Origin of the sequence: Shewanella frigidimarina (assembly GCF_003797125.1) — a bacterium.
Taxonomy (GTDB): Bacteria; Pseudomonadota; Gammaproteobacteria; order Enterobacterales; family Shewanellaceae; genus Shewanella; species Shewanella frigidimarina.
The window spans coordinates 729,107-755,512 of the sequence record NZ_RKKE01000001.1; the positions used below are offsets into that span (position 1 = coordinate 729,107).

Below are 26,406 nucleotides of genomic sequence, written 5' to 3' on the forward strand. Positions count from 1 at the left end.
TGAGTCTCAGTTGTTACATATTGAAAAGTTTTTCACGCTTCCACTGGGTAGGCGTAAAAGTTTTAATCGTTAACGCATGCAATTCACCACTGGCAATTTGCTCAGCTAAAGGGGTATAAATCGCTTGCTGTTGTTTGACACGGCTCATGCCTTCAAAGCATTCACCCACGGCAACTACTTTATAATGGCTGCCATCAGAGGTCACATGTGCTTCAGTGAGCGACAACGCCTCTGTTAAAATCTGTTCAATAACCTTACATTCCATGAAATCAATTACCTTTACTATTTGAAACTATATTTGGCTGAAAAAAAGCGTCTAAATCATAAAGCTCAATCATTTTCTTGAGCTGCTCACTTGGATTAACCAATTGACGTGACTCACTTGTTTCTTGGCTACTTGAAGCATGTAGTTTGATAAACGCTAATAACAATGCAACACCTGCACTGTCGACGTATTCCAATGCTGATAAGTCTACCACTTGAGTCGATGCAGTAAACAATTCATGGAGTTTAGGCCACAATTGTTTTACTTCATCTTGTGTTAATCGACCGCTGACAATGCAACGTTGATCTTGTTGATTGAAGGTAATCACGCAGCTGCAGCTTCTTTTGCTGGTTGGCGATCAATAGTCTGTTGAGTTTTATCATTCAACATTGTAATCACCGCTTCAATACCTTGCTGACGGATTAAATTAGAAATTTCAGACTGTTTAGAGGCGAGTAAGCTCACGCCTTCCGCCACTAAATCAAATGCTTTCCAAGTGTTGTCTTTCAAACGACGCGCTTTAAATTGAATTTTAATCGGTGGACGACCTTTTTCGATAATCTGCACGTTCACTTCAACTATTTTTTCATCGCTAAAATCACTCGGTGGATCAAATGCGACTTTTTGATCGGTATATTCTGTTAATGCTTGAGCATAAGTGGCAACTAAATAGCCTTCAAAAGCCTCAACAAAACGATTACGTTGATCAACGGTTGTATCACTTAAATACTGGCCCATAACTTTATATGCAGCATATTTATAATCGACGTAAGGCATAAGCTCTTCACGTACAATCACTTTTAAGTGACCTAAATCGGCATTAATTAATTCTTTATCTGATTTAAACCGATCAAAGGTCATATTGGCGACTTGTTTGATCATCTCATAAGGATCACTCGTGTTCACCTCATCATTAGCAGCCGAAGCACCTTGGCTGATAACGGCGCTGCCAACTAGGCATAAAGCTATAACACAACTAAAAAACGTTTTCATAATAGCGTTCCTATTTATCTTTAGATGACATGCTGTATAACAGCTGACCAATTAAATCTTCTAAAATCAATGCGCCGCGCGTATCATGCACTTTATCACCATTGGCAAGCATCGAAATGTCATCGTCCATAAACCCAGGTGTTAAACCAATAAACTGCTCGCCAAGCAAGCCTGAAGTCAAAATGGCCAAACTACTGGTTTCAGGAAATTGATCAAAGCGCTTATCCATTGTTAACGTCACAATAGGCACTAGTTTATGAGTATCAAGGGTAATATCAGTCACACGTCCGACAACAACACCGCCCACTTTTACTGGTGAACGCACCTTTAAACCGCCGACATTGTTAAACTCGGCTACCAACTCATAAGTCTGGGCGCTAGATTTTAATTCGACATTTGCAACATTGAATACCAATACACAAAATGCCAATAAACCTGACAACAAAAACACGCCTACCATTAACTCTATTTTCCGTGTCAACATACTCTTAAACCACTTAAATTAATCTAAACAATGAAAAAATCTTAATTTCCGAACATGATTGCCGTAAGCAAAAAGTCCAGTGCTAAAACCGCTAAACTAGCCTGTACAACCGTTGAAGTTGTTGCGCGACTGATGCCTTCTGGGTTGGGTTGGACTTCGTAACCTCGATACAAGGCAATCCATGTCACCACCACACCAAAAATAACACTTTTGATCAAACAGTTAACTATATCTTCTCGCCATTCAACTGACGCACGAAGAATAGACCAAAATGCACCGCTATCAATGCCTTTCCATTCAACACCGACTAAATGTCCACCCAAAATACCCACTAAGCTAAACATCAACGCCAGTAATGGCATACTAATCACACCCGCCCAAAAGCGCGGCGCAATGATTTGCCTTAGCGGGTCTATTGCCATCATTTCTAAACTCGACAATTGTTCGGTCGATTTCATTAAACCAATTTCGGCGGTTAACGCTGAGCCTGCTCGCCCAGCAAATAATAACGCTGCGACAACTGGCCCAAGTTCACGTAACAAGCTTAACGCCACCATAGGCCCTAAACTTTCTTCAGTACCAAACTCAACCAGAATATTATATCCCTGTAGAGCCAATACCATACCAATAAACAAACCCGACACTAAAATGATGACCATCGAACGGACACCCAGCACATAAACCTGTTTAATCAGTAATGGAGTGCCTTTTTTAATGCGAGGAACATGTACGATCGCGCGCCATAACATAATGCCAGCTCGACCATAACCCAACACTATTTTCAGTGCATATTTGCCAATGTCGGCAATATAATCAATTGCACCCACGAAGTAGCTCCTCTTGATAATCCTCAGCAGGATAATGAAATGGCACAGGGCCATCTGGTGCACCTTGAATAAACTGAACCAATTGTGGATTGTCAGATTGACGTAATTGCTCTGGAGTACCATGTGCAATCACTTTTTTGTCTGCTATTACGTAGACATAATCTGCAATACCTAATACTTCATCTACATCGTGAGAAACCACTACTGAAGTGAGTTTTAATGAATCCGACAACTCACGAATAAGTTTTACGAGCATGCCCATTGAAATAGGATCTTGTCCGGCAAAGGGCTCATCGTACAGTACCATCTCTGGTTCTAGTGCAATCGCTCGTGCCAATGCAGCGCGACGTTGCATACCACCAGATAACTCGTTAGGCATCATATATGCAGCGCCACGAAGTCCGACAGCTTGAAGCTTCATCAATACAATGGTGCGAATAATATCTTCAGGCAATCCAGAATGTTCTCTTAATGCAAACGCAACATTATCGAAAACATTAAGGTCGGTAAACATTGCACCACTTTGAAATAGCATACTCATGCGCTTACGCAATTCAAATAGATCTTTGCGTTTAAGCTTGTGTATATCATGGCCATCAAATAGGACTTGCCCACTGCTGGGGGTTAACTGTCCGCCAATCAATTTCAACAAGGTGGTTTTACCGATACCACTGGGCCCCATGATTGCTGTTACTTTACCTTTTGGGATCGATAAAGAAATATCTTCATAAATCACGCGTGAACCATGGCTAAACGCTAAATGGTTAACTTCTACCAAAGGTTTATTACTTGATTTGCTCATATCAGACATTGGCGTTGAGGAGATAACAGCCTTCCTTGCTTTAAGTTGAAGGCAAATTGTACTGTAATTGTCGATTAAGCGACAACTATATCCATATCATCACCCATCATTACGTGGACAATTACTGTGCAATGCTTTCAATTTGATAAAAATCCAGCGAAAATGCACGTTAATAAATTACTACTATCGGAATCACATGCTAGTTAATATCCTAATGTTAGTTGTTGGCCTTGCTGTTTTAGTTTGGAGTGCGGATAGATTTGTTTACGGAGCGGCTGCATTTGCCCGTAACTTAGGGTTACCTCCAATGTTAATTGGACTCACCATCGTTGCGATGGGCAGCTCTGCACCTGAAATGTTTGTTGCCGCCACCGCATCAATGGATGGCATGCGTGATACCGCTATTGGAAACGTATTGGGCTCAAACATTGCCAACATTACTTTAATTTTAGGATTAACCGCCTTACTAGGTGCCATTAGCTTAGATTCGAAGACCTTAAAACGCGAAATACCTATCATGTTAGCTGCGACGGTATTTGCTGGTTACACCTTGCATGATAATGTGTTGACACAAGCAGAAGGTATCATGCTCATAGCATTACTTTTGCTGTTGATGGGATATTTTATTTGGCAAGCTACTCATGATAAAACCCCAGACAGCTTAGATGATGAACTTGAATCTGAGATCCCTAAAAATGTGCCAACCTTTCATGCTATCATTTGGCTAGTTGTCGGTATTATATTGCTCCCCCTATCAGCAAGTTGGATGGTTGATGGCGCGGTGGGTATTGCAAAGTTTTATGGGTTGTCAGATCTTGTGATTGGCTTAACCATTATCGCAGTAGGAACCAGCTTACCTGAATTAGCGGCCTGTATTGCTGGAGTCATAAAAAAAGAACACGACCTCGTCATTGGTAATATTGTTGGGTCTAACTTATTTAACATTCTTGCGGTACTGGCACTACCAGGATTGATTTCTCCTGGTGAAATAGATGCTTCAGCCAGTGGAAGAGATTTCTATATGGTATTAGGCACCAGTGCAGCATTAGCCGTTTTAGTATTATCCAGTGGCGCTAAGCAACAACTTACTCGCTGGCATGGCGCACTATTATTAATCACCTTTATTGCGTACCAAATTGTTGTATTTCAGTCGCATTAGATTGGAGCATAAAGGTAAAGTATTAAGCTAACAGAGAGAGTCGTATGGTAAATCACACTCAATTTCGTCAATGGGGCCGTAAAGTCATTGATATAGAAAAAGCTGCCTTAGATAATTTATATCAATATGTAGACTCGGTTGAATTTGACCAAGCATGTCAATTGATCATGCAGTGCAAAGGTAAAGTGATTGTCATGGGAATGGGCAAATCTGGCCATATTGGTAACAAAATATCCGCGACCTTTGCCAGTACTGGCACACCGGCATTTTTTGTTCATCCAGGAGAAGCCAGTCATGGCGATTTGGGCGCATTAGCCAAAAATGACATTGTACTCGCCATTTCCAACTCTGGTGAGTCAAGCGAAATACTAACGTTAATGCCTGTTATCCAACGCATGGGTGTACCTGTGATTGCTGTAACTGGCAAACCAGACTCTAATATGGCACGTTTATCCAAAATCCATTTATGCATTCAAGTGCAAGAAGAAGCATGTCCATTAGGATTAGCCCCCACCTCCAGCACTACAGCTACATTGGCTATGGGCGATGCATTAGCCATTGCTTTATTACAAGCAAAAGGTTTTACTCGTGATGACTTTGCCTTATCACACCCAGGTGGCTCTCTTGGAAGAAAATTATTACTAAAAGTCGATGATGTCATGCATCAAGGCGATGATTTACCGATCGTCAATGATGATATTTGTATTACTGACGCACTTTATGAAATATCTAAAAAAGGTCTTGGCATGACGGCGGTAGTCGACCATGCGAGTAAACTCGTAGGCATTTTTACCGATGGCGATTTACGCCGGGTTATTGATGCAGACGTGAACCTTCGAACCACTTCTATTGCTCACGTAATGACTAAAAACTGTGTTACCAGCCCTGCTGGTATTTTAGCAGCACAAGCACTGCAAATCATGGATGAAAAGAGCATCAACGGACTGATAGTCGTTAATGAAAAACATCAACCGATCGGAGCATTAAACATGCTCGATATGGTTAAAGCTGGAGTCATTTAATCATGTCAGAATCAACTTCGTTTCACCAAGGATTTTACGGCCCTGTCAGTAATGACATATGGCAGCGAGCTCAAAAAATCAAACTGTTAATCTGTGATGTCGATGGGGTATTTTCAGATGGACGTATTTACCTCAGTAATGCAGGTGAAGAACTCAAAGCGTTCCACACTCGTGACGGTTATGGTGTTCGTTCTTTGCTTACCAGTGGTGTTCATGTTGCCGTTATAACAGGACGTAAATCTAAGATTGTTGAGAACCGCATGACAGCATTAGGTGTCACACATATTTATCAAGGTATTGATAATAAATTTGAGCCTTTTGAGCAATTATTGTCTCTTTATAATGTGACTCCAGATGAAGTGGCTTACATTGGCGATGACATGGTAGACCTACCCGTAATGAAAGCCGTAGGGCTAGCTGTTTGTGTCGGTGATGGTCATCCGTTTGTCAAACAACAGTGCCATATGACAACCACTCTTAACGGTGGCCATGGCGCACTGCGTGAACTCACCGATTTATTACTCTTAAGCCAAGATAAGTTTGCCAGTGCTCATGGTATGAGTATATGAGTAGAGTTTCGCTAGGTATTATTGCTTTTTTTGGGCTTGCTTTTATATTGTACTGGCAAGCACAAATAAAACGCAGTGAAATGGATGCGGTGCAAATACGCGGTATTGAGCGACCAGATTTTGTTGCAGATAACCTACGCACGACAGAATTCAATCAACTAGGTTTTGTCGAAAGTCGAGTCAGCGCGGAGCACATGGAGCATTACGCTTCAAGCGACATCACTCACTTTACCAAACCTATCTACCTCATTTTCCCTGAAAATGGTAAAGCACAATGGCAATTAAGTGCAGACCGTGGGCAATTGAATAAAAATACCAGCAAAGTCACATTAGAAAATAATGTTATTATTGATGCCATTGATATAGAAGAACCTCTACAGTCACTGAGTACCCAAGCCATTACGGTGGATTTAACCACTATGATAGGCACCTCACAAGAGATGGTGTACATCAAAGGTAAAGGGTTTATTATTCAAGGTTTAGGCTTGCATGCCGACTTGAATTCGCAAAAATTATCGCTACTTAGCCAGGTAGAAGGAACATATGAGCCACATTAATCGTCTCCACACTCGCGCCAATGTTGTGTTACTAAGTAGCATACTTTGCATATTGAGTTTGCCAGCCACAGCGAAACAAGGTGATCTGAAACAAGAATTGAAAATCGCTTCCGCCAGTCAGTCTGCCGACATTAAGAACAATCAAATTGTTTTTAATGGTCCGGTGACAATTGTCCAAGGCACGATTAATATCAATGCAGATCAGTTACGGGCGTTTACCCCTGAAAACAGCACCAGCAAGAGATTAATTGCTACTGGCACCCCTGCTACATTTTCACAAGAATTAGATGACGGTAAAATTGGTACCGCAAGTGCTAACGAAATTAGCTATGACCTTGCCACCACTACACTCACATTGACTGGCAACGCCAAATTGGATCAGTCTGGTAGCCAGGTTACCGGTAATAAAATCAAGTACAACATCAGTGCTCAAGAGCTGATTGCCGAAAGTACTGGTACAGGACAAGATCGGGTAATCACCATCATTCAACCAGAGAATTTCCAAGACGAGTCGGCGCCAAAGCAAAAGCTCCCTGAAATCCCTGTTAACAAGCAGATCAAACCATGACCCAAATTACCTTAACCGCTGAAAATCTAGCAAAAAGCTATAAAGCTCGTCAGGTTGTTAAAGATGTGAGCTTAACGGTTAAAACCGGCCAAATTGTCGGTCTTTTAGGCCCTAATGGTGCAGGTAAAACAACCACCTTTTATATGGTTGTCGGCTTAGTAAAAAGCGATAAAGGTCGGATATTAATTGACGATGACGACCTTACTGCCGATCCAATGCATTTGCGCGCCCGCAAAGGTATAGGTTACTTACCACAAGAAGCCAGTATTTTCCGCAAGCTTACCGTTTACGACAACATAATGGCCGTACTGCAAACTCGCAAAGAGCTCAGTACAGACCAACGTATTGAGCAACTTGAGCATCTACTCGAAGAATTCCACATTACTCACATACGCGACAGCCAAGGCATGTCGTTATCGGGTGGCGAACGTCGTCGAGTTGAAATTGCGCGCGCTTTAGCTGCTAATCCAAAATTTATTTTGCTTGATGAGCCTTTTGCTGGTGTTGATCCTATTTCGGTCATCGACATTAAAAAAATCATCCAACAACTTAAAAATCGCGGTTTAGGGGTATTAATTACCGACCATAACGTACGTGAAACGCTAGACGTTTGTGAGCGGGCCTATATCGTTAGCCAGGGTAATTTAATCGCCGAAGGCACACCTGATGAGATATTAAGTAATCAACAAGTTCGTGCTGTGTACTTAGGTGAACAATTCAAGCTATAGTTACTTTACTGGCCTTTAGTCTAGCTAACTCATTTCATTGAACGATACCTAAACAACGTTAAATGTCATTGATGTATATGGCAATCCATTACAGTTTCGAGATTGTCATTTTTATTGAAAATCATCTAGGGATAAGCGGTAAATGAAAGCGTCACTCCAACTTAAAATGGGTCAACACTTAACCATGACCCCACAATTGCAGCAAGCCATTCGCTTACTGCAATTATCGTCATTGGAGCTACAGCAGGAAATCCAACAAGCATTAGATTCAAATCCATTGCTTGAAATAGAAGATGAGTTTTCTGAAGCAAAAGACTCCTTAAAGGAAAATCGCGACCAAGCGGATACCGACTTTAGTGACAACAGCATTGTTAATGTCGAAAAAGACACTTCCACTGTCGACATTGCAGAATCCATGACCAAAGAAACCATGGATGATTTAGCCATGGATACCACATGGGACGAAGTGTACACAGCCTCACCAATGTCAGGTTCAGGCAGTGCGAGCATGCGCGATGACGACATGCCCTTTCAAGGTGAAACGACCGAAGGTTTGTACGAACATTTAGAATGGCAAAAAAATCTTACCCCATTTTCAGACACTGATCTCGCCATTGCCACCGCCATTATTGATGCCATAGATGAACGCGGTTATTTAACCCAAAGTACCGAAGATATTCTTGAAGCCATGGGTGATGAAAATGTGGAACTTGATGAAGTTGAAGCGGTATTAAAACGCGTTCAACACTTTGACCCTGTTGGTGTTGCTGCACGTGATTTAAGTGAATGTCTATTTATTCAATTAGCACAATTCTCTAACGACACACCACATATCGATAATGCTCGTTTGTTAATTAAAGGCTATTTAGATTTAATTGCTGGCCGTGATTTCAGATTATTGATGCGTAAAACAAAACTAAAAGAAAATGAATTACGTGACGCAATCACTCTAATTCAGACACTCAATCCTCGTCCTGGTTTATTAATTACCCCAATGGATGATGAATACGTTATTCCCGATGTCACTGTATTAAAGAAAAATGGCCGCTGGGTTGTAGAGTTAAACCCAGACAACATGCCTAAAATTGGTGTTAATCAGCAATACGCTGCCATGGCTAGAGGCAGTAAAAACCCGTCGGATAGTCAATTTATTCGAGGCCATCTGCAAGAGGCTAAATGGTTTATTAAAAGTATTGAAAGTCGCAACGATACTTTACTTAAAGTGGCAAATTGCATTGTACAATTTCAGCAAGGCTTTTTTGAATATGGCGAAGAAGCCATGAAGCCTATGGTGCTCAATGATATTGCGGAAGCAGTAGAGATGCACGAATCGACCATTTCACGAGTCACCACACAAAAATATATGCACACCCCACGAGGGTTGTTTGAACTAAAATACTTCTTCTCTAGCCATGTCAGTACTGACGATGGCGGGGAATGCTCATCTACAGCCATTCGTGCTTTTATCAAAAAGCTGGTTGCCGCAGAAAACCAGAAAAAACCACTGAGCGACAGTAAAATGGCTCAGCTTCTGGCAGAACAGGGCATAAACGTTGCGCGTCGTACGATTGCAAAATACCGTGAAGCAATGCTGATCCCGCCCTCAAACCAACGTAAGAGTTTATAACCTACTAGGCAATGGAGGATTTTTTATGCAAATAAGTCTGACTGGACATCATGTCGAAATCACAGAATCTTTACGTGAATACGTCCAAGGTAAATTTTCAAAGCTTGAACGGCACTTCGATCAGATCCATAATGTACACGTTGTGCTCAATGTAGAAAAATTACAACAAAAAGCAGAAGCTAAAATCAACGTTAATGGCGCAGAGATTTTTGCAATGTCAGAAAATACTGATATGTATGCTGCAATAGACGCCCTGATCGATAAACTCGACCGTCAGGTAATTAAACACAAAGAGAAGAATACAAAACACTAACGATGGAACTTTGTACCATTCTGCAGCCGGAATGCACTACCTGTGCCACACCGGGCAGTAAGAAAAAAGTACTGGAACTCATCAGCAATTTAGTCGCTGCCCAGTACCCAACCCTGTCTTCGCAAGAGGTTTTTGAAAGCCTGTTAGCGAGAGAGAAAATGGGTAGCACAGGTATAGGAAATGGCATTGCGATACCTCATGGTCGATTAACGACCATCGATCACCCTATCGCGATATTTATTAAATGTGAAGAAGCCATTGCCTTTGATGCAATAGATAAGCAGCCCGTGGATCTTTTATTTGCTTTGTTAGTACCTGCCGACCAGTGCCAACAACATTTAGGCACGTTATCAAGCATGGCCCAAAAGTTAAGCGATAAGCAAATATTGAAACAGCTTCGCAAAACTCACGACGCAACAGAACTTTATCAGGTTATTACTGCATGAAACTTGTCATAGTATCGGGACGTTCAGGCTCAGGAAAATCCGTTGCCCTGAGAGTATTAGAAGACCTAGGATATTATTGTGTTGATAATTTGCCTTTACCACTTATTGGCACATTATTAGCCCAGCTTAAGGGCAGCAATGATTTGGTTGCGATTAGTGTTGATGTTCGTAACATTGCAGAACAAGGTAAAGTGCTTCAAGACCAATTGGCACTACTTGAGAATGACACTGAAATTATCAGCTTCTTTTTAAATTCCAATGACAAAGTATTGCTTAAACGTTACAGCGAAACACGTCGATTGCACCCATTATCTAAAAATCATATTTCACTGCAAGAAGCGATCAAATTAGAAGGCCGTTTACTCGAGCCGATCGCAAAAATTGTTGATCACTACATCGACACTTCTGCACTAAATATCTACGAATTAAGCGACCAAGTTAGGCAAATATTATTAGGCAGTGTTGATAAAGAGTTAGTGATTAACTTTGAATCTTTTGGTTTTAAACACGGAATGCCGACAGAAGCTGACTTTATGTTTGATGTACGCTTTTTACCTAACCCGCACTGGGAAATTGAGCTGCGTCCATTTACGGGTTTAGACGAACCCGTACAAGAGTTTTTAGGGCGTCAGCCATTAGTGAATAAGTTTATTTGGCAAATTGAAAATCTATTTGAAACTTGGATGCCACATCTAGAACGTAACAATCGCAGTTACCTTACCATCGCGATTGGTTGTACTGGTGGTCAGCACCGTTCGGTATATATTGCAGATCAATTAGCTAAACGGTTTAGACAAGGTAGTAAACACACGGTTAATGCTCGCCACAGAGAGTTAAATATCAGTGATACTAATAACTAAGTGAGCATAGGATCGCGTCAATGATCAAACTTGAACGCCAAGTGACCATTTCAAATAAATTGGGATTACATGCCCGTGCAGCAACAAAACTCGCAGTATTAGCTGCGGATTTTGATGCTAACATCACCTTAACTCAAGGTGAAAAAAATGCCAGCGCTGCAAGTGTGCTGGGGTTATTAATGCTTGAAAGTGGTATTGGTAAAATGATTACTGTTACTGCTCAAGGCCCTGATGCTGAAGTGGCATTAAACGCAGTGTGTGATCTCATTAATGCTAAATTTGATGAATCTTGTTAATTTTTAATCAAATTAAATTTATAAATAGCCTGTAATTTGTGAATAGCTGCAGTTACTCATGTTTTAAATAACCGTTATCCTTATTGCATGCGGTCTCTATATGGCTAGGCCATACTAACCAAACTGTCACGACATTGATGATCACCAATAGACATCAGTCCCTCAAAAATATTAGCCCTTAGGTTTACCTCATGCAGTTGATGCCAATCTCATTAGTATCATTCCATTCTGCGCGAGTTTAGCGTTTAACATGATAAAGACAGAGCCGCTTCTAGCAACGGATCCAGTGTCATTCTGCTTCCGTGAAGTGGTACGTCTATAGTATGTAAAGCAGCATTGGCTGCTGTAGAATTTCACCGCAGAAGTATTTAAGTATTATCTTTCTGCATTTCATCGTCTTACGTAAAGACAGCTATTTCTGCATTTATACGCCTTGAACTGTACAACCTGAGAAACCCAGAATAATTACATACTGATTAATATAAGTATGACGAATAGGAAGTAGATATATGGGTAAAGAGTACCTAGACAATGAGATAACAGAACAACGTCTCAATCAACTGGTTCAAGCGCTAGACAGCGGCCTGTTTGTTCACGCCCGTAACATGCTACATACCATGTCACCTAACGATGTCGCCCTTATTCTCGAATCATCACCGCCCAAAAATCGTCAGGTGTTATGGCAACTTATTGATCAACAATATGCTGGTGAAATTCTTGATGAGTTAGGCGAAGAACTTAAAGACTCCCTAATTAGCAGCATGACCCCAGAGAAGCTTGCCCAGGCCACAATAGGCATGGATACAGATGATCTCGCCTATATTCTTCGTAGTTTACCCGATGATGTTTACAAGAAAGTACTCAAATCAATGCGAAGCCAAGACAGAGATAGAGTAGAGCAAGCATTGCGTTACCCGGATGATACTGCCGGCAGTATCATGAATACCGATACCGTCACCCTACGACCAGATGTCAATATCGAAGTGGTATTACGCTATTTACGACAACGAGGACATTTACCCGATACAACGGATACGTTATATGTCGTTGACCACCAAGATCATGTTTTAGGCGGGGTAAGATTAGCCGATTTACTCACATGCGATCCAAGCGTAACCATCCGCAGTATTATGGACACAGAATTAGAAAGTATTCCTGTAGAGATGTCTGACAAAGATGTGGCTCAAAAATTTGAACGAATGGATTGGATATCTGCCCCAGTCGTCGACAGCCAAGCAAAATTACTTGGCCGAATTACTATCGATGATGTTATTGATGTGATCCGCGAAGATGCCGAACATTCAATGATGGGAATGGCTGGTATGGATGATGATGAAGATACCTTTGGCCCAGTGCTCAAAAGTACTCTAAGACGCTCTCTATGGCTGACCATCAATTTATTTGCTGCATTACTAGCCTCGTCTGTGAGTAATATGTTTGAAGGCACCTTGGAGCAATTTGCCACCATCGCGATTTTAATGACCATAGTACCAAGTATGGGTGGAGTTGCAGGCAATCAAACTTTAGCACTAGTGATCCGTGGTATTGCACTTGGGCATATTGGCCAAAGTAACTCGCGTTGGTTAATCGGCAAGGAACTAGGCATCGGATTATTGAACGGCATAATGTGGTCTGTTTTGGTATTTTTTGCGGTATGGCTTTGGAAAGATGACATCGCATTAGGAGGGCTAATTGGTAGTGCCATGCTGATTAATATGACGGTAGCAGGCTTTGCTGGCGCCACCATCCCAATAATGTTAAAAAAATTAAATATAGACCCAGCGCTCGCAGGTGGCATGGTGTTAACCACAGTAACCGATGTCGTTGGCTTATTTGCATTTTTAGGCCTAGCCACACTATTTTTAATGAACTAGTTCATTGATTTAACTCTTACGTATCATGTCATCCGTAAATTGCGCAGCCTAGCGCAATTTTACGGACGTCGACGACGCTTCTATACGCATAAGGCTTTTTTCACACATAAACTCATTCACCGAGTGCTTAGCTCTCTGATAATCTTTACGGCCATATTCTCAGCCCCACTTTGTTAACGTTTCTCCAATCATCAACTGGCAACAACTCACTCAACGATAACCTTGTATTCATCTTGTCATTAAGGTGACCTTTTTTTGCCATATTTGTCATCCATACTGCGCAACGACAATGACAATCGTAATGGGTTGTCGGCAGAGCACGCTCACCAAATTAGTGCAATTGCACCAATTTGGCTGAAACCTTAAAAATAACAAAACCACATAAAACATATAAACAACTGATAAATAACAACTAAAAATATTTACCAAAGTTGGCACAAGCTTTCCATATAAGAATATATACCCACTAAGTAGTAGTTTATTTTTTAAGCAACCCATTGTAACTATAGGAGATAGTGATGAATAAAATAACCGTAAAACGTAGCATTATATCGATAAATGTCATGGTAAATAATGTCATTGCACAATGCCGTCAAAACATTTTTTTCTTAGCACATCTCGGTTGCAGTCAGTGGGATGAAGTTGAAACTCGCTCAGGTAAACATAGATAAATCAGAAGGAAATTATTTGATGAATATGTCAAATGCGAGACAATATCCAGTCGACTTACAGAGACAAGTGATTAATGAAGTCAAAAACCATAATCGATTATTATCCGACGTAGCAAAACAATATGGTGTGTCGGCTAAAACTGTTTATCAATGGGTCAGAAGTAATGATAGTCGCCAAACAGAAAACAAAGGCGCGATCGTATCTGAAATAGCCTATTTACAACAAAAGATTGCCCAGTTAAGTCAACAATTACAAGCAATGGCAAGTTAGTAACATAAACCTTTTTTGGCAAGGATGTTTGATCGTATTAACAACTCGTCCCCCAGCAAGTTGATAACACAGCAACAGACATTCTAATAAAAATAAGCGCAAAATATCTTGCATCCTTGCCGCTTTATCGCTCTACCGTTAGCCGTTAAGGCCGACTGCTAACACAACAGTTCAGGCGTTATTGGGTCCCCAGACTCTATTAATCCAATAACGTCATTTTTATTAGGTATTTTAGCTTTCGCCATTAACGGCGCTACTGTCACCATTAGTGGAGCTAAGTATCAAAAACGTTTTGGCAAGGATGTTTGACTGTGTTAACAACTCGTCCCCCAGCAAGTTGATAACGCACAGCAACAAACATTCTAATAAAAACAAGCGCAAAACATCTTGCATCCTTGCCGCTTTATCGCTCTACCGTTAGCCGTTAAGGACGACTGCTAACACAACAGTTCAGGCGTTATTGGGTCCCCAGACTCTATAATCTAATAACGTCATTTTTATTCCGGCCTCTGGCTGACAAGCTCAAAACAATAATAATCACGAGCTTGACAACACTCTGGAGCATCAATTGGTACAGGTTGATAGCATTGGAGTGTTGGATACCCCAGTGGCATAAATATAACCACAGACAATGCAAACAAAAGCCCCAACGCAAAGGATGCAATGGGGCTTTTTCATTTCTATTAACTCAAAAGCGGCTCAAACTAAACCAATCACCGTTTATTCATTAATGTAAGTTACACTTCTAGCACATTATTTTGTGATATAAAGGCTTCAAAATCAACGGTGCTGAGTGGGCGACTAAACAAATAACCTTGGCCCATAAAACATTCCAATTCAATTAATGCCTGGCGCTGCTCTTCCGTTTCAACGCCTTCAGCAATTAGCACTAACCCCATCGATTTGCCCAATGAAATAATCGTCTTAACAATCTCATAATCGTGCTTATTGTTAAGCATGTCTTTCACAAACGACATATCAATCTTCATGATATCAACGTTAAATTTTTTCAAATAAGCCAAGCTAGAATAACCGGTACCAAAATCGTCAATAGAGACCTTAATCCCTAATGATATTAACTCACTCAACTTGTTTTGCATTTCCGCTGCATCAAGCATTAACGCTGTTTCGGTAATTTCCAATTCAAGTAAATGTGCCGGTAGATTATGACTCAATAGCGCTTGCTTGATTACATCTGCTAAATTAGGATCGGCAAATTGTGCCGCGGCCACATTAACCGAAATAGGAATAGTATGGCCCAAATCCAAACAGCGTTTAGCCTCTGCACAGGCCTTATTAAGCACTTGCTTGCCTAATATAAGAATCAAACCAGACTCTTCCGCTAATGGAATAAATTCTATAGGGGAAATGGGTTCTCCCTCATCACTGTTGAGTCTAGCTAGCGCTTCTGCACCAACGATAGCGTTAGTCTGTAAATCAAATTTAGGCTGATAATGCACAAAAAGTTCATCATTAATTAATGCTTTTCTCAAATGAGTCTCTAAATGATGGCGCTCCATAATAGAACTTTCTAAATCATGCGAGAAAAAGCAAAAGCGATTTCGACCTTCCTGCTTAGCACGGTACATTGCAACATCGGCATGCCTCATTAACTCTTCTGCATCTACAGCATCATTTGGGAATACACTAACGCCAATACTAACTGACACATTAAATTTTTGATTATCCAGAATAAAAGGCTCATGCATCGCTTCAACTAAAGAGGATGCTAATTGCGAAGAGGCCTCAACAGAGCGAGTATCGCTCATTAAAATCACAAATTCGTCACCACCTAATCTCGCCAATGTATATGAGGCAGGTATTAATGTGCGGATTCGTCTCGCCATCAAACAAATAAGTTCATCACCATATTGATGGCCTAAAGAATCATTAAGATACTTAAAATGGTCTATATCAATTAATAATGCTGCGGCTTTGGTGCCATAAGATCTTGCCGTCGAGCACGCTACGCTCAGTCTGTCCTGGAGTAATATCCTGTTTGGCAAATCAGTTAATTGATCATGGTTGGCTAAATGGCTCATTTTCATCGCCATCGCCATCGCTTCACTCACATCATGAAACACCATGATGGCGCCTATCACTTCACCATTCTCATTACGGATCGGGGCAGCTGAATCTTCCACAGCAAATACATGCCCCCCACGCGATGTTAATTGACTGTTTAGTGCCATAGCTACGATTCGTTGCTCTCGTAACGCTAAATATAACGGATTCAATAATGGCTGCTTAGTATCAGAATCCTTCAAATGCATTACATTTTCAATCTTCTGATGTAACGCATCTTTTAATCGCCAACCCGTCATGCGCTCCGCAATAGGATTCATAAAAGTAATAAGCCCTTTTGTATCGGTCGCAATAACAGCGTCACCAATAGAATTAAGTGTCACTCGTAGACGTTCTTTTTCAGAGTACAACGCCTGCTTAGCATGCTTTACTTCAGATACGTCAATAACAGTTACTAAATAACCATCGACTCCGGCACTTGATTTCATTTTGGACTGAAAGACTTCATAAAAACTCAAACCAACACTTTGAGGGACTGTGACAATGTACTTTGATGCATCTGAGGTAATGTGGCGGTGATGGTTTAAAATAGCATCACTGAGTTGTTTGGGAAAAATAGTCGAAATGTGCATGCCATTAATATCACCGACTAAGGTATCAAACCACAAACCAGAATTATCATTACTAAATAAATTTTGGCCTTGATCATCCCAATAAGTAACCAGCATAGGAACCTGATTAACTAATTGTTGTAGCTCTTCTTTAGCTTTAATAATTAACCGATTTTGTTGCCTAAGCTTGAGTTGTGTATGTACTCGTAAACAACAAATAGGCCCGTTAAAAGGCTTAGTAATAAAATCGACTCCACCACTTTCTAGTGCAAGCCTTTCAAATTCAGGCTCGGTGTGGCCAGTAATAAAAATAATCGGAACATCACTAAATAATGGATTGGCTTTAAGTGCACGGCATACTTCCCAACCATCCATGTCAGGCATTTCAATATCAAGTAAAATAACATCGGGCTTAATTTTATCCACCAACGCAAGCGCATTAGAGCCAGACTCTGAAAAATAGACATTGCCGAGAGGAGATAAAATATCTTCTAACACTAAAATATTTTGAACATTATCATCAATAATCAGGATGTTATAAATAGTATTAGTGTAACCGGATAACAGCATATTAAAATAACTCCTTTATTTTTTAGTTACATAGCATCAATTTAGCTTTAAAGTCATATGTAACTAACATCCATTTTATAGTAGCTTACTTTTTATTCGTGTGTATCGATGACAAGAGCTACCAACGTCACCTTTTACTTTGATTGAATAGACACTACACCTAATATAAATACATTATGCTAACTTAGTCGATACAAAATATGCTTAATCATGTAAATAGATGAATGCGCTGAAGTAAAATAAGTACAAAATGAGTACGGATCCACTTTCAAGCTAAACGAGTAGAGCAGTAAGTATCTTACTCACATCGCAATGTATCTGCCGACAGAGTCGGCCAAACAGTACTCATATATTAAAAGGGGGAGTGACCTCTATAATGAGTGATAGCATTGTAAAAGAAGCAATCATCTTGTACGTTGCAGCGTATTTGACGCTGCAATAGTTATTTGTAGTGGTCAACAATTATTAGGTAATTAACGGATAGCAAATGTTAAGGTAAAGAATAAGCAACTTAGCGGTGTTATCAGTTCAGAGCTAGCAGGCGCACTCACACGATGCATTTGAAATAACATGAATATTAGTGAACGACGCATAACACTATTTTGTATACAGCATCAGCTTGATTATCAACAAGCTCTTACTCATTTTAGTGGCAATAAGTCTCTCTATTTTAACGCTGTTCAGTTATTTATTAATGACTTGACCCTATACATCCAACAAACCATGGCTTCACCATTCATCCCAATTGATTTTGCGTTAATGCTTCATACACTAAAAAGTTCAGCTGCTACCTTAGGTTTTACCGAATTAGTCCTCTGTGCACAAAGTCATGAAGCCAAGCTAGCACATAGCTCACTTGCAGAATTTAATCATTTTCATGAAGTATTATTAGATGCATTAACTACGAATAAAAATCTGGCGATAATGCTAATTCCCTTGTTAGAGAATGACTTACAAGCATCAAATAGCCAAAAAGACATGCCGATATTAGCAGTGAATAACGAATTTATTATGATATATGACACGCTAATGGAAGAAGTTAATCACTATAATATGAATGCCATTAATACATTTGCTCAAATAGCTAAAACACTTAACCTCATTGCGCCACAACATATTGAATTATTAACACAATCGATTAACCAATTAAGGTTTCAACAAGCAGAAAATATATTAACAGAGATATATCCACGCATATTGGATATTCGAAAGTGACACGGACTGATCAAATAAAATATAAGATATTGAAATTAAATAACAAAAAAAATATAAGCTTGATTTTTCTATTGCTCATTATACATAAATTAACGTCATCACTCATACCTTAGTACTAACGCTATTGATTGATATTATTAAAAAATTCTTTTACTCGCTAAAATTTCACATCAAAAAAAAATACATTCGCTACACTTAACCTTATTAACTCCTTATTGAAGTATCTTTATGATCAAAGTGTTGAACATGTTTATCTTGGCTTTCATGCTAATCGGCATTGCCAGTTGTGACCTTGGCACAAGCAAATCACTTACCGCTTCAGCCCTAAAAGACCCCATTAAAATTGCGGTATCTGGCACACCACTTTCAGCACCTTTTTTTATTGCACAACAACAAGGTTACTTTAGAGCGAATGGGCTTAATGTTGAGCTAGTGAGATTCGACAGCGGAGTGAAATGCTTTGACGCCCTTAAGAATAAACAAGTTGACCTCGCCACTGCATCAGAAACGGTGGTCATGTTTAATAGCTTTAAACAGACAAACTTTTCCGTACTAGCCAGTTTTGTCGAATCAGATAATGATCTCAAACTACTTAGCTTAACACCACAAAAGTATCAACAACTGGATAATCTAGCCCACGCACGTATAGGGATTGTAAAAGGCAGTGCCAGCGAGTTTTTCTTAGATAGTTTATTGATTATGTATAACAAAACTCACCAACCAATCGAGCGAATATACTTACCTGCTGAGCAGCTTATTCCGGCGTTATTAAATAATGAGGTTGATATTATTTCAGCTTGGGAACCCTTAAGTTATTTGTTAACGCAAAAAGTTCACGCACATACCAACGTCATCAGCAGTCGCGGCCTATATCACTTATCGTTCAACTTAATCGAACTTAAAGAGACAAGGCTATCAATTACAGAAAAGTTAGCGCTACTCAAATCAATTAATGACGCAACAGATTATATTCATACACACCCAGATCTTGCTCAGACGAAAATTAGCCGAGTGTTGGACATCGATCCATCCCAACTTAGTTATTCTTGGAATGACTATAGTTTTCGTTTATCACTCAGTAATGCACTCTTTTCTAACATCCAAACTCAAAGCCAATGGGCAATTGATAATAAATTAGTCTCTGAAGAAAATCGTGTTGATTTCAGGCAGATTCTTGATCGGAAATTGTTTGAAAAGTTCATCAGTTTAGAGGCTGGGTGGTAATTTATGATGTTATCTAAGCGCCTAAAACTCACCGCTATACTGTGTTCACTGCTTACATTGATTGTCGGCTTGTCATTGATACAAGTTCACTATTATCAACAACAAATATACCGCCAACTCAATTACTCAATGAAGTTACAAATCAGCATTGATAGTTTACGTAGTCAACTGTGGCTTTACCAAGAGTATACAGATGACCAGGGGTTATCTGAGTTAAATATACGCCAAGCTGAGCTGGCTAAAAACCTTTCAGAAGACATTCAATGGGGTACACAACAAAAACTCATTATTGGAAACCTGAATAGACTGAATACCAATATTAGAGCACTTATTAATACTCAAAATAGCTTCCACAGTAAACAAGTAGATGTGTCATCAACCCTCACAGCAGAACGATTATTTAAAGCAAAATACAGCATGGTTATTGAAGAAATGACCGAAGAAATGTTTAATCTTCATCAATTATCGATTAAACAAGCGAAACAAAAACAACAAACGTTATTATTCCTTGTGGGAGTGGTGCTATTAATATTAGCGATTATGGTTACCGCATGGTCTTTTATGACGCTCATTCGTTTTAAGAAAGGGTTAGCCTCACTCAACCAAGGCATGGAAGCGCTTGCTGCTGGAGACCTAAAGAGTCAAATTAATTTCAGTGATACCGATGAGCTATCTGCGCTCGCCCAAAACTTCAATAGAATGAAACTATCACTTGCTCAAATTACCGTTAAAAAGGATGAATTAAAGCAAGAAGTAGACAGCCAAACCCGTAAATTAATTGAACAACAAGACCGACTCATTTTCTTAGCTGAACATGATGAATTAACTGGTATTTATAACCGTCGCGCATTTATAAAACAAATTGATACTGCTATAGCAAGGGATTTACGTGGAGAGAATCAAGCAGCACTATTATTTATTGACCTTAATAAATTTAAAAATATTAACGACACTCTTGGCCATTGCATTGGTGATGAAGTGATCATGACCATTGCAAAACGTTTGGTTAACAGTCTACGCGCTACCGATATAGTGGGCAGACTCGGCGGCGATGAATTTATCGTTTGGCTTGATATGCTCCCTGAGCCAATCGATATAGAACATAAAATAAACCAGCTATTAACCAATATTAAGCAACCGATCATTATTGGGAAGCATACTTTAGAAGTTGGCGCCAGTATCGGAATTAGTGTACTGCCAGAACATGGTTTAAATAGCCGAGAACTCATCACGGCAGCCGATACAGCTATGTACCAGGCGAAAGCAGACCATAGCATTGAGTATTGTTTCTATGCAGGCAGCTATGGAGTCTCTACTTTGGCAACCTCATAGGTTTGAGTGTTCCAGTCAAAATAATATTCAACTCCTTGCCATTCATAAACGGTACCGTTTGCGCGCTGAATCACTTTGGCATTTTCAGGTAAACGACTTAACCCAGAAGCATATTGAACTTGGGTGGTAGTTCGCTGCGGCGCAGATATCACTATAGGTTCAACGACTTGATAGCTTTGAATTGGTGCAACATTAATTGTTCGATAAGGATAAAAATTATCGTTACTGCGACGATACTCATCTATACCCCAGCGATTGTCATATCGACTGCCATAACCATTATATCGACTAAGCCCGATATTCGGTCCCCATACGCTATTCCAACCCAATCCCCAGCGCCATGGGTCACGGTAATGCGAAGAATGACGTCGACCTTCATGTTGATAACCTACCGAATGCGACACTCTATCGCCTAGAGCAATATCCAATGGCACTTTCGCCTGTACAGAAACCGTCAAGCTGCATAATAAACAAACGCCACTCCCAAAAGAGCATAGCAACACAGGGAATCTATTAATCGGCATACATCACCTCCAGCACATTATCGACATCCATCAGTTTACGCTAAGTCTAGTTAAAGTCGATATCCGTTATGACTCTGAAATGATAGGCCCACTCAATTATTATTCACACCAAGAACCATCATTCACTCCAATAATCAAACAACTTAAATAATTTCATTCACTCGATAAATTATCAATTGATGCCTCCTGAATTGATGTGATTATTATATTGGTATTAACGCTTACAGCCTTTCAAAATCATTCGTTAATAATCAGTGGCAGTTAATGGCGTGACACAATAGCCTTAGGTAGGTAGCTACCTGATGAAATTATTAAATGACATTCAGATAGTTACTCTCAAATGCAAAGAACTATTACGCAACCTAACCAGTATTGAAAGCCGCTGACAACACCAATTTATATGGATTGGTATTAACCCTATATTAGAAAAATGCTATAGTGCGCGCCATATTGGTTTGGATTTGATTTACAGGCGGTAAACATGAGTTTTAAAGATTTACGCAGCTTCATCGATCATTTGGAAAAAAATGGCGAGTTAAAGCGCATTAGCTACCCTGTTGACCCTCATTTAGAAATGACAGAGATCGCCGATCGTGTTTTACGATCTGGAGGCCCCGCACTGTTATTTGAAAATCCGACCAATCATACAATGCCAGTACTGGTTAACTTATTTGGTACGCCTAAACGTGTTGCTATGGCATTGGGTAAAGACGATCCTTTGGCTTTGCGAGAAGTCGGTGAATTATTAGCATTTTTAAAAGAACCCGAGCCACCTACAGGCTTTAAAGATGCCATCGCCAAAATCCCCATGTATAAGCAAGCATTAAATATGCCGCCTAAAACAGTGCGTAATCCGCCTTGTCAGCAAGTGGTAAAAACTGGTGATGAAGTCGACTTAACCTCGTTGCCAATCCAACATTGCTGGCCTGGAGATGTCGCCCCATTAGTGACTTGGGGACTCACCATCACCAAAGGCCCGCGTCAGAAAAGACAAAATTTAGGTATTTATCGTCAACAGTTATTAAGTAAAAACAAGCTGATTATGCGCTGGCTTGATCATCGTGGCGGCGCTTTAGATTTTAAAGACTTTAAACAGCTCCATCCTGGAGAGCGTTATCCTGTCGTAGTGGCATTAGGTAGCGATCCAGTGACCATTTTAGGAGCTGTCACTCCCGTGCCAGACTCCATGAGTGAATATGCCTTTGCAGGTTTACTGCGCGGCGAACGTACTGAAGTCTGTAAAGCCATTAGCTGCGATCTTGAAGTGCCAGCCACCAGCGAGATTATTCTTGAAGGTTATATTGACCCTGATGAGACAGCAGTAGAAGGTCCATACGGCGATCATACTGGCTACTATAACGAAACCGACTCATTCCCAGTATTTACCGTGACTCACATTACTCATCGTAAAGACGCCATTTACCATAGTACCTATACTGGTCGTCCACCTGATGAACCGGCCATGTTAGGCGTGGCATTGAACGAAGTATTTGTACCTATTTTACGTAAGCAGTATCCAGAAATTATTGATTTTTACCTGCCGCCTGAAGGTTGTTCATACCGCATGGCTGTGATTTCAATCCGTAAGCAATATCCCGGCCATGCTAAGCGTGTCATGATGGGTGCCTGGTCGTTCTTGCGCCAGTTTATGTATACCAAATTTATCGTTGTCGTTGATGACGATGTCAATTGCCGTGATTGGCAAGATGTTATTTGGGCCATTACTACACGAATGGATCCTATTCGCGATACCATGATGGTAGATAATACTCCGATTGATTATCTTGATTTTGCCTCACCCGTTGCCGGTTTAGGATCTAAGATGGGTTTAGATGCCACTAACAAATGGCCTGGTGAAACCACGCGAGAATGGGGAACCCCTATCGTGATGGATGAAAAGACAAAACAGAGAATTGACCAAATTTGGGATGATCTCGGCATACAGGATATGCCAACATTGTAACTACAGTGATCCGAACAGGACGTAAATAGCTATAATTAACTCGTTGATAAAAAATTATAAAAGGGTTTAAAGGACGTTAGATGAAAACCATTCGTTGTCAGATTGAAAAAGTCACCCCGTTTAATGACGCTGTATACCAAGTGTTCCTTAAACCCGAAGCAGCCTTTGATTTTAAGGCTGGTCAATACCTAACTGTGGTCATGGGTGAAAAAGACAAACGTCCTTTTTCTATCGCTTCCGCGCCTAATGCAGCGTTAATTGAATTGCATATTGGTGCCGCGGTTAGCGAAAGTTATCCAATGCAAGTTGTTGAACGCCTACAAACAGCGACCCATATTGATATTGAAGCACCCGCTGGCGACGCATTTTTACGCAGCGATAGCCACAGACCACGTATTTTAATTGCGGGCGGCACGGGTTTCTCATACATAAAAAGTATCGTTGAAGCACAGATTGCTAACGGCGAAACCATTAATACTAAATTGTATTGGGGTTGCCGTAACGAAGAAGCCATGTACTATCAAGACATCGCTCGTCAATGGCATGCCGATCATTCTTGGTTAGAGTTTATTCCAGTAGTAGAACTTGCTGACGGTAATTGGGAAGGTAAAAAAGCTAATCTACTCGAGCAGATTAAGCAGGATTTTGTCAGTTTGAATGGCTACGATATCTACATTGCTGGCCGCTTTGATATGGTTGGCACTGCACGAGAATTGTTCCGTGAGCTTGGAATTGAAGAAGCCCATTTATATGGTGATGCCTTCGCATTTATCAAATAGCATACATTTCAATGTGAGTATTTATGCAAACTTGAATTAATCGCTACATAAAAAAACCGACATGATTGTCGGTTTTTTATTATTATATTAAACAGTTAATTTGTATCGAGATATGACAATACCTATTTATTAGTATGACCTACACCTTAATAACCTTTATAATTGTGAGGAAACTAACAAAATAACGTCCTCTTTAAAAATTAACATTAATGGAAGATAAATATGAGACACAAGGATGTAATAGATAGGGAAGTCAGTCTTAATATCAATGACGAGCTAGTATCGATTACAGATAAACGTGGCATTATTACTTATGCCAATGAGTCATTCATTAAAATATCAGGCTTCAGTGAACAAGAACTCATCACTCATAATCACAATATTGTTCGACATCCCGACATGCCTTCAGAGGCCTTTAAAGAATTATGGGATAAGCTCAAAGCTGGTGAATCATGGCGTGGGATTGTCAAAAATCGCTGTAAAGATGGTAGCTACTATTGGGTCGATGCTTTTGTTTCTCCATTATATGAAAAAGGCCAAATTACTGGATACCAATCGGTACGTATTAAGGCAAAACCAGAATATATTAATAATGCACAAAAACTCTACAGCCAAATAAAGCAAGGAAAAACAGCTGGATATGTAATTACTAGCCAACATAAACGATGGTTAGGCACAATCATAACGATGGTCGCTAGCATTGGGTGTGGTCTGTTTTTTAACTGGACTATGGCGGCAGTTATCGTGTTTTTAGCGCTAATTAACACTATATTATTCACCAAAGAACTCTTTTCATTGCCGAATAAAATTAATCAATACCAACAGCAGTATGATTCAGTCAGTCGATTGGTCTATTGTGGTAATGACAATATTTCAGTACTCGAGTTTCAACAAATTCTAAATCAAGCAAAGATGCAAGGCGTTCTGGGTCGATCACAAGATCAAGGTAACAACTTACACCATATCGCAAATGAACTCGTTTACTCTGCGCAAGAAGCTAATCACAGCATTGAACAACAAAAAAATCAAATAGATGAAATCGCTACAGCAATTGAAGCGATGAATACCACGGTTGCAGAGATAGCCCAACATGCTACATCTACATCAAATCATGTTAACCAAGCACAACATGTATGTCTTGAAAGCAGAACTGAAATGCAAGCTAATCGCCATAGCATTGAGCATTTAGCCACATCAGTTTCAGCTGCAGCAGCCAATGTACACTTGTTAAATAAAGAAGCAGAAAATGTGTCTAATGCTATGCAAGAAATTCAAAGCATTGCAGAGCAAACAAATTTACTCGCATTAAATGCAGCCATTGAGGCGGCTCGGGCTGGTGAACAAGGTCGTGGATTTGCCGTAGTAGCGGATGAAGTGAGAAACCTATCAAGTAGAACACAACTCTCAACAGAATTAATATCTACAAGCGTTCAATCCATGCATACAATGCTCAGTAAGTGGACCGAACAAATGCAAGCCAGTAAGCTTCAGGCTGAAGCATGCGCCAAAGATATAGGATTTTCCTCGACAAAATTCGAAGATATCTACCAAAGTATTAATGAAATAAACCAATTTACCCAACAAAATACTGTTGCGGCAGAACAACAAAAATTGGTCACAGCAGAAATGACTCATAGTATCCATACCATCACAGAATTAAGCCGTAGTAACCTTGCTAGCTTAAATATTATTGAAATAGCGGCATTAAATATCAAAACTCACGCAGACAAAGCTAAAGAATTACGTCATACCTTTGGTGTTTAGAAAAAATCGTTGCCTACTGCCCAGAAACAGTAGGCAATTTTTTGTATTATGTTGATCATTTCTTTAA

28 protein-coding genes are annotated in these 26,406 nt (G+C 40.1%); 20 read left to right on the forward strand and 8 right to left on the reverse strand.

Annotated features, from left to right (window positions below; translation table 11 throughout):
• Positions 1-13 precede the first annotated feature (13 nt).
• Genes EGC86_RS03245 through EGC86_RS03270 form a run of 6 tightly spaced genes read right to left on the reverse strand, consistent with a single transcriptional unit; the run spans position 14 to position 3,380 of the window.
• Positions 14-265, reverse strand: a complete 252-nt coding sequence (locus tag EGC86_RS03245) for a BolA family protein (protein WP_011638802.1) — start codon at positions 263-265, stop codon at positions 14-16.
• A 4-nt stretch (positions 266-269) separates the two neighbouring features.
• Positions 270-593: an STAS domain-containing protein gene (locus EGC86_RS03250; protein WP_123776598.1), complete on the reverse strand. Its 324-nt coding sequence runs from the start codon at positions 591-593 to the stop codon at positions 270-272.
• Positions 590-1,258 (reverse strand): MlaC/ttg2D family ABC transporter substrate-binding protein, encoded by a 669-nt coding sequence (locus tag EGC86_RS03255; RefSeq protein WP_220491815.1) that lies wholly within the window; start codon positions 1,256-1,258, stop codon positions 590-592. Before EGC86_RS03255 ends, EGC86_RS03250 begins: the two co-directional genes overlap by 4 nt.
• A 10-nt stretch (positions 1,259-1,268) precedes the next feature.
• Positions 1,269-1,742, reverse strand: a complete 474-nt coding sequence (gene mlaD, locus EGC86_RS03260; RefSeq protein WP_011638805.1) for an outer membrane lipid asymmetry maintenance protein MlaD — start codon at positions 1,740-1,742, stop codon at positions 1,269-1,271.
• 41 nt (positions 1,743-1,783) lie between these two features.
• Positions 1,784-2,569: a lipid asymmetry maintenance ABC transporter permease subunit MlaE gene (gene mlaE / locus EGC86_RS03265; RefSeq protein WP_011638806.1), complete on the reverse strand. Its 786-nt coding sequence runs from the start codon at positions 2,567-2,569 to the stop codon at positions 1,784-1,786.
• Entirely contained in the window at positions 2,556-3,380 is an 825-nt protein-coding gene (locus EGC86_RS03270; protein WP_011638807.1) for an ATP-binding cassette domain-containing protein, read from the reverse strand. Before EGC86_RS03270 ends, mlaE begins: the two co-directional genes overlap by 14 nt.
• Before the next feature lie 187 nt (positions 3,381-3,567).
• Between EGC86_RS03270 and EGC86_RS03275 the strand changes: the two genes are divergently transcribed.
• The 14 genes from EGC86_RS03275 (at position 3,568) to EGC86_RS03335 (ending at position 14,332) form a co-directional block, all read left to right on the forward strand.
• Positions 3,568-4,530 (forward strand): calcium/sodium antiporter, encoded by a 963-nt coding sequence (locus tag EGC86_RS03275; protein WP_123776599.1) that lies wholly within the window; start codon positions 3,568-3,570, stop codon positions 4,528-4,530.
• 44 nt (positions 4,531-4,574) lie between these two features.
• Positions 4,575-5,552: a KpsF/GutQ family sugar-phosphate isomerase gene (locus EGC86_RS03280; RefSeq protein WP_011638809.1), complete on the forward strand. Its 978-nt coding sequence runs from the start codon at positions 4,575-4,577 to the stop codon at positions 5,550-5,552.
• Between the two features lie 2 nt (positions 5,553-5,554).
• Positions 5,555-6,121 (forward strand): 3-deoxy-manno-octulosonate-8-phosphatase KdsC, encoded by a 567-nt coding sequence (gene kdsC / locus EGC86_RS03285; protein WP_011638810.1) that lies wholly within the window; start codon positions 5,555-5,557, stop codon positions 6,119-6,121.
• Entirely contained in the window at positions 6,118-6,678 is a 561-nt protein-coding gene (lptC, locus tag EGC86_RS03290) for an LPS export ABC transporter periplasmic protein LptC (RefSeq protein WP_011638811.1), read from the forward strand. The genes kdsC and lptC overlap by 4 nt, the downstream gene beginning before the upstream one ends.
• Positions 6,665-7,246, forward strand: coding sequence for a lipopolysaccharide transport periplasmic protein LptA (gene lptA / locus EGC86_RS03295; protein ID WP_123776600.1), 582 nt, complete (start codon positions 6,665-6,667; stop codon positions 7,244-7,246). The genes lptC and lptA overlap by 14 nt, the downstream gene beginning before the upstream one ends.
• A complete protein-coding gene (gene lptB / locus EGC86_RS03300) occupies positions 7,243-7,974 on the forward strand; it encodes an LPS export ABC transporter ATP-binding protein (RefSeq protein ID WP_011638813.1) in 732 nt (243 codons plus the stop codon). Before lptA ends, lptB begins: the two co-directional genes overlap by 4 nt.
• 142 nt (positions 7,975-8,116) lie before the next feature.
• On the forward strand, positions 8,117-9,601 hold the full coding sequence (locus tag EGC86_RS03305) for an RNA polymerase factor sigma-54 (RefSeq protein WP_123776601.1): 1,485 nt from the start codon (positions 8,117-8,119) through the stop codon (positions 9,599-9,601).
• A gap of 25 nt (positions 9,602-9,626) precedes the next feature.
• Positions 9,627-9,914 carry a ribosome hibernation promoting factor gene (hpf, locus tag EGC86_RS03310; RefSeq protein WP_011638815.1) on the forward strand — a complete coding sequence of 96 codons (288 nt, stop codon included), beginning with the start codon at positions 9,627-9,629 and terminating at the stop codon, positions 9,912-9,914.
• Positions 9,915-9,916: 2 nt separating this feature from the next.
• Entirely contained in the window at positions 9,917-10,360 is a 444-nt protein-coding gene (gene ptsN, locus EGC86_RS03315) for a PTS IIA-like nitrogen regulatory protein PtsN (RefSeq protein WP_011638816.1), read from the forward strand.
• Positions 10,357-11,220, forward strand: a complete 864-nt coding sequence (gene rapZ / locus EGC86_RS03320; RefSeq protein ID WP_011638817.1) for an RNase adapter RapZ — start codon at positions 10,357-10,359, stop codon at positions 11,218-11,220. The genes ptsN and rapZ overlap by 4 nt, the downstream gene beginning before the upstream one ends.
• Positions 11,221-11,240: 20 nt before the next feature.
• A complete protein-coding gene (locus EGC86_RS03325; protein WP_011638818.1) occupies positions 11,241-11,516 on the forward strand; it encodes an HPr family phosphocarrier protein in 276 nt (91 codons plus the stop codon).
• 509 nt (positions 11,517-12,025) lie between these two features.
• Positions 12,026-13,390, forward strand: a complete 1,365-nt coding sequence (gene mgtE, locus EGC86_RS03330) for a magnesium transporter (RefSeq protein WP_123776602.1) — start codon at positions 12,026-12,028, stop codon at positions 13,388-13,390.
• 518 nt (positions 13,391-13,908) lie between these two features.
• Positions 13,909-14,061 carry a hypothetical protein gene (locus tag EGC86_RS20845; RefSeq protein ID WP_165871047.1) on the forward strand — a complete coding sequence of 51 codons (153 nt, stop codon included), beginning with the start codon at positions 13,909-13,911 and terminating at the stop codon, positions 14,059-14,061.
• Between the two features lie 19 nt (positions 14,062-14,080).
• Positions 14,081-14,332 (forward strand): transposase, encoded by a 252-nt coding sequence (locus EGC86_RS03335; protein WP_011638820.1) that lies wholly within the window; start codon positions 14,081-14,083, stop codon positions 14,330-14,332.
• A 737-nt stretch (positions 14,333-15,069) separates the two neighbouring features.
• On the opposite strand, the gene EGC86_RS03340 is transcribed toward EGC86_RS03335, so the two are convergent.
• The gene (locus EGC86_RS03340; protein WP_123776603.1) at positions 15,070-17,538 is read right to left on the reverse strand and encodes an EAL domain-containing protein; all 2,469 of its coding nucleotides are present in this window, start codon (positions 17,536-17,538) and stop codon (positions 15,070-15,072) included.
• A gap of 570 nt (positions 17,539-18,108) precedes the next feature.
• Here EGC86_RS03340 and EGC86_RS03345 point away from each other — a divergent pair.
• The 3 genes from EGC86_RS03345 to EGC86_RS03355 all read left to right on the forward strand — a co-directional run bounded on the left by EGC86_RS03345 (position 18,109) and on the right by EGC86_RS03355 (position 21,309).
• Positions 18,109-18,753, forward strand: a complete 645-nt coding sequence (locus EGC86_RS03345; protein ID WP_123776604.1) for an Hpt domain-containing protein — start codon at positions 18,109-18,111, stop codon at positions 18,751-18,753.
• Positions 18,754-18,999: 246 nt separating this feature from the next.
• Positions 19,000-19,977 carry an ABC transporter substrate-binding protein gene (locus tag EGC86_RS03350; protein WP_165872326.1) on the forward strand — a complete coding sequence of 326 codons (978 nt, stop codon included), beginning with the start codon at positions 19,000-19,002 and terminating at the stop codon, positions 19,975-19,977.
• 3 nt (positions 19,978-19,980) lie between these two features.
• Complete coding sequence (locus tag EGC86_RS03355) at positions 19,981-21,309, forward strand: diguanylate cyclase domain-containing protein (RefSeq protein WP_123776606.1); 1,329 nt, start codon at positions 19,981-19,983, stop codon at positions 21,307-21,309.
• Here EGC86_RS03355 and EGC86_RS20970 read toward each other — a convergent pair.
• Positions 21,279-21,833, reverse strand: coding sequence for a hypothetical protein (locus EGC86_RS20970; protein WP_207893028.1), 555 nt, complete (start codon positions 21,831-21,833; stop codon positions 21,279-21,281). The genes EGC86_RS03355 and EGC86_RS20970 overlap by 31 nt on opposite strands.
• Before the next feature lie 481 nt (positions 21,834-22,314).
• On the opposite strand from EGC86_RS20970, the gene ubiD reads away from it, so the two are divergent.
• From ubiD to EGC86_RS03375, 3 genes are all read left to right on the forward strand, one after another.
• The gene (gene ubiD / locus EGC86_RS03365; RefSeq protein ID WP_123776607.1) at positions 22,315-23,796 is read left to right on the forward strand and encodes a 4-hydroxy-3-polyprenylbenzoate decarboxylase; all 1,482 of its coding nucleotides are present in this window, start codon (positions 22,315-22,317) and stop codon (positions 23,794-23,796) included.
• Positions 23,797-23,876: 80 nt separating this feature from the next.
• Complete coding sequence (gene fre, locus EGC86_RS03370) at positions 23,877-24,575, forward strand: NAD(P)H-flavin reductase (RefSeq protein WP_102037240.1); 699 nt, start codon at positions 23,877-23,879, stop codon at positions 24,573-24,575.
• 222 nt (positions 24,576-24,797) lie between these two features.
• Positions 24,798-26,339 (forward strand): methyl-accepting chemotaxis protein, encoded by a 1,542-nt coding sequence (locus tag EGC86_RS03375; protein WP_123776608.1) that lies wholly within the window; start codon positions 24,798-24,800, stop codon positions 26,337-26,339.
• The last annotated feature ends 67 nt before the right edge of the window (positions 26,340-26,406 follow it).

Coding starts and splice junctions, on each gene's coding strand:
- EGC86_RS03245 (WP_011638802.1), bottom strand. CDS start 265: ATGGAATGTAAGGTTATTGAACAGATTTTAACAGAGGCGTTGTCGCTC.
- EGC86_RS03255 (WP_220491815.1), bottom strand. CDS start 1,258: ATGAAAACGTTTTTTAGTTGTGTTATAGCTTTATGCCTAGTTGGCAGC.
- mlaD (WP_011638805.1), bottom strand. CDS start 1,742: ATGTTGACACGGAAAATAGAGTTAATGGTAGGCGTGTTTTTGTTGTCA.
- EGC86_RS03270 (WP_011638807.1), bottom strand. CDS start 3,380: ATGTCTGATATGAGCAAATCAAGTAATAAACCTTTGGTAGAAGTTAAC.
- EGC86_RS03275 (WP_123776599.1), top strand. CDS start 3,568: ATGCTAGTTAATATCCTAATGTTAGTTGTTGGCCTTGCTGTTTTAGTT.
- EGC86_RS03280 (WP_011638809.1), top strand. CDS start 4,575: ATGGTAAATCACACTCAATTTCGTCAATGGGGCCGTAAAGTCATTGAT.
- kdsC (WP_011638810.1), top strand. CDS start 5,555: ATGTCAGAATCAACTTCGTTTCACCAAGGATTTTACGGCCCTGTCAGT.
- lptC (WP_011638811.1), top strand. CDS start 6,118: ATGAGTAGAGTTTCGCTAGGTATTATTGCTTTTTTTGGGCTTGCTTTT.
- lptA (WP_123776600.1), top strand. CDS start 6,665: ATGAGCCACATTAATCGTCTCCACACTCGCGCCAATGTTGTGTTACTA.
- lptB (WP_011638813.1), top strand. CDS start 7,243: ATGACCCAAATTACCTTAACCGCTGAAAATCTAGCAAAAAGCTATAAA.
- EGC86_RS03305 (WP_123776601.1), top strand. CDS start 8,117: ATGAAAGCGTCACTCCAACTTAAAATGGGTCAACACTTAACCATGACC.
- hpf (WP_011638815.1), top strand. CDS start 9,627: ATGCAAATAAGTCTGACTGGACATCATGTCGAAATCACAGAATCTTTA.
- ptsN (WP_011638816.1), top strand. CDS start 9,917: ATGGAACTTTGTACCATTCTGCAGCCGGAATGCACTACCTGTGCCACA.
- rapZ (WP_011638817.1), top strand. CDS start 10,357: ATGAAACTTGTCATAGTATCGGGACGTTCAGGCTCAGGAAAATCCGTT.
- EGC86_RS03325 (WP_011638818.1), top strand. CDS start 11,241: ATGATCAAACTTGAACGCCAAGTGACCATTTCAAATAAATTGGGATTA.
- mgtE (WP_123776602.1), top strand. CDS start 12,026: ATGGGTAAAGAGTACCTAGACAATGAGATAACAGAACAACGTCTCAAT.
- EGC86_RS20845 (WP_165871047.1), top strand. CDS start 13,909: ATGAATAAAATAACCGTAAAACGTAGCATTATATCGATAAATGTCATG.
- EGC86_RS03335 (WP_011638820.1), top strand. CDS start 14,081: ATGAATATGTCAAATGCGAGACAATATCCAGTCGACTTACAGAGACAA.
- EGC86_RS03340 (WP_123776603.1), bottom strand. CDS start 17,538: ATGCTGTTATCCGGTTACACTAATACTATTTATAACATCCTGATTATT.
- EGC86_RS03345 (WP_123776604.1), top strand. CDS start 18,109: ATGAATATTAGTGAACGACGCATAACACTATTTTGTATACAGCATCAG.
- EGC86_RS03350 (WP_165872326.1), top strand. CDS start 19,000: ATGTTTATCTTGGCTTTCATGCTAATCGGCATTGCCAGTTGTGACCTT.
- EGC86_RS03355 (WP_123776606.1), top strand. CDS start 19,981: ATGATGTTATCTAAGCGCCTAAAACTCACCGCTATACTGTGTTCACTG.
- EGC86_RS20970 (WP_207893028.1), bottom strand. CDS start 21,833: ATGCCGATTAATAGATTCCCTGTGTTGCTATGCTCTTTTGGGAGTGGC.
- ubiD (WP_123776607.1), top strand. CDS start 22,315: ATGAGTTTTAAAGATTTACGCAGCTTCATCGATCATTTGGAAAAAAAT.
- fre (WP_102037240.1), top strand. CDS start 23,877: ATGAAAACCATTCGTTGTCAGATTGAAAAAGTCACCCCGTTTAATGAC.
- EGC86_RS03375 (WP_123776608.1), top strand. CDS start 24,798: ATGAGACACAAGGATGTAATAGATAGGGAAGTCAGTCTTAATATCAAT.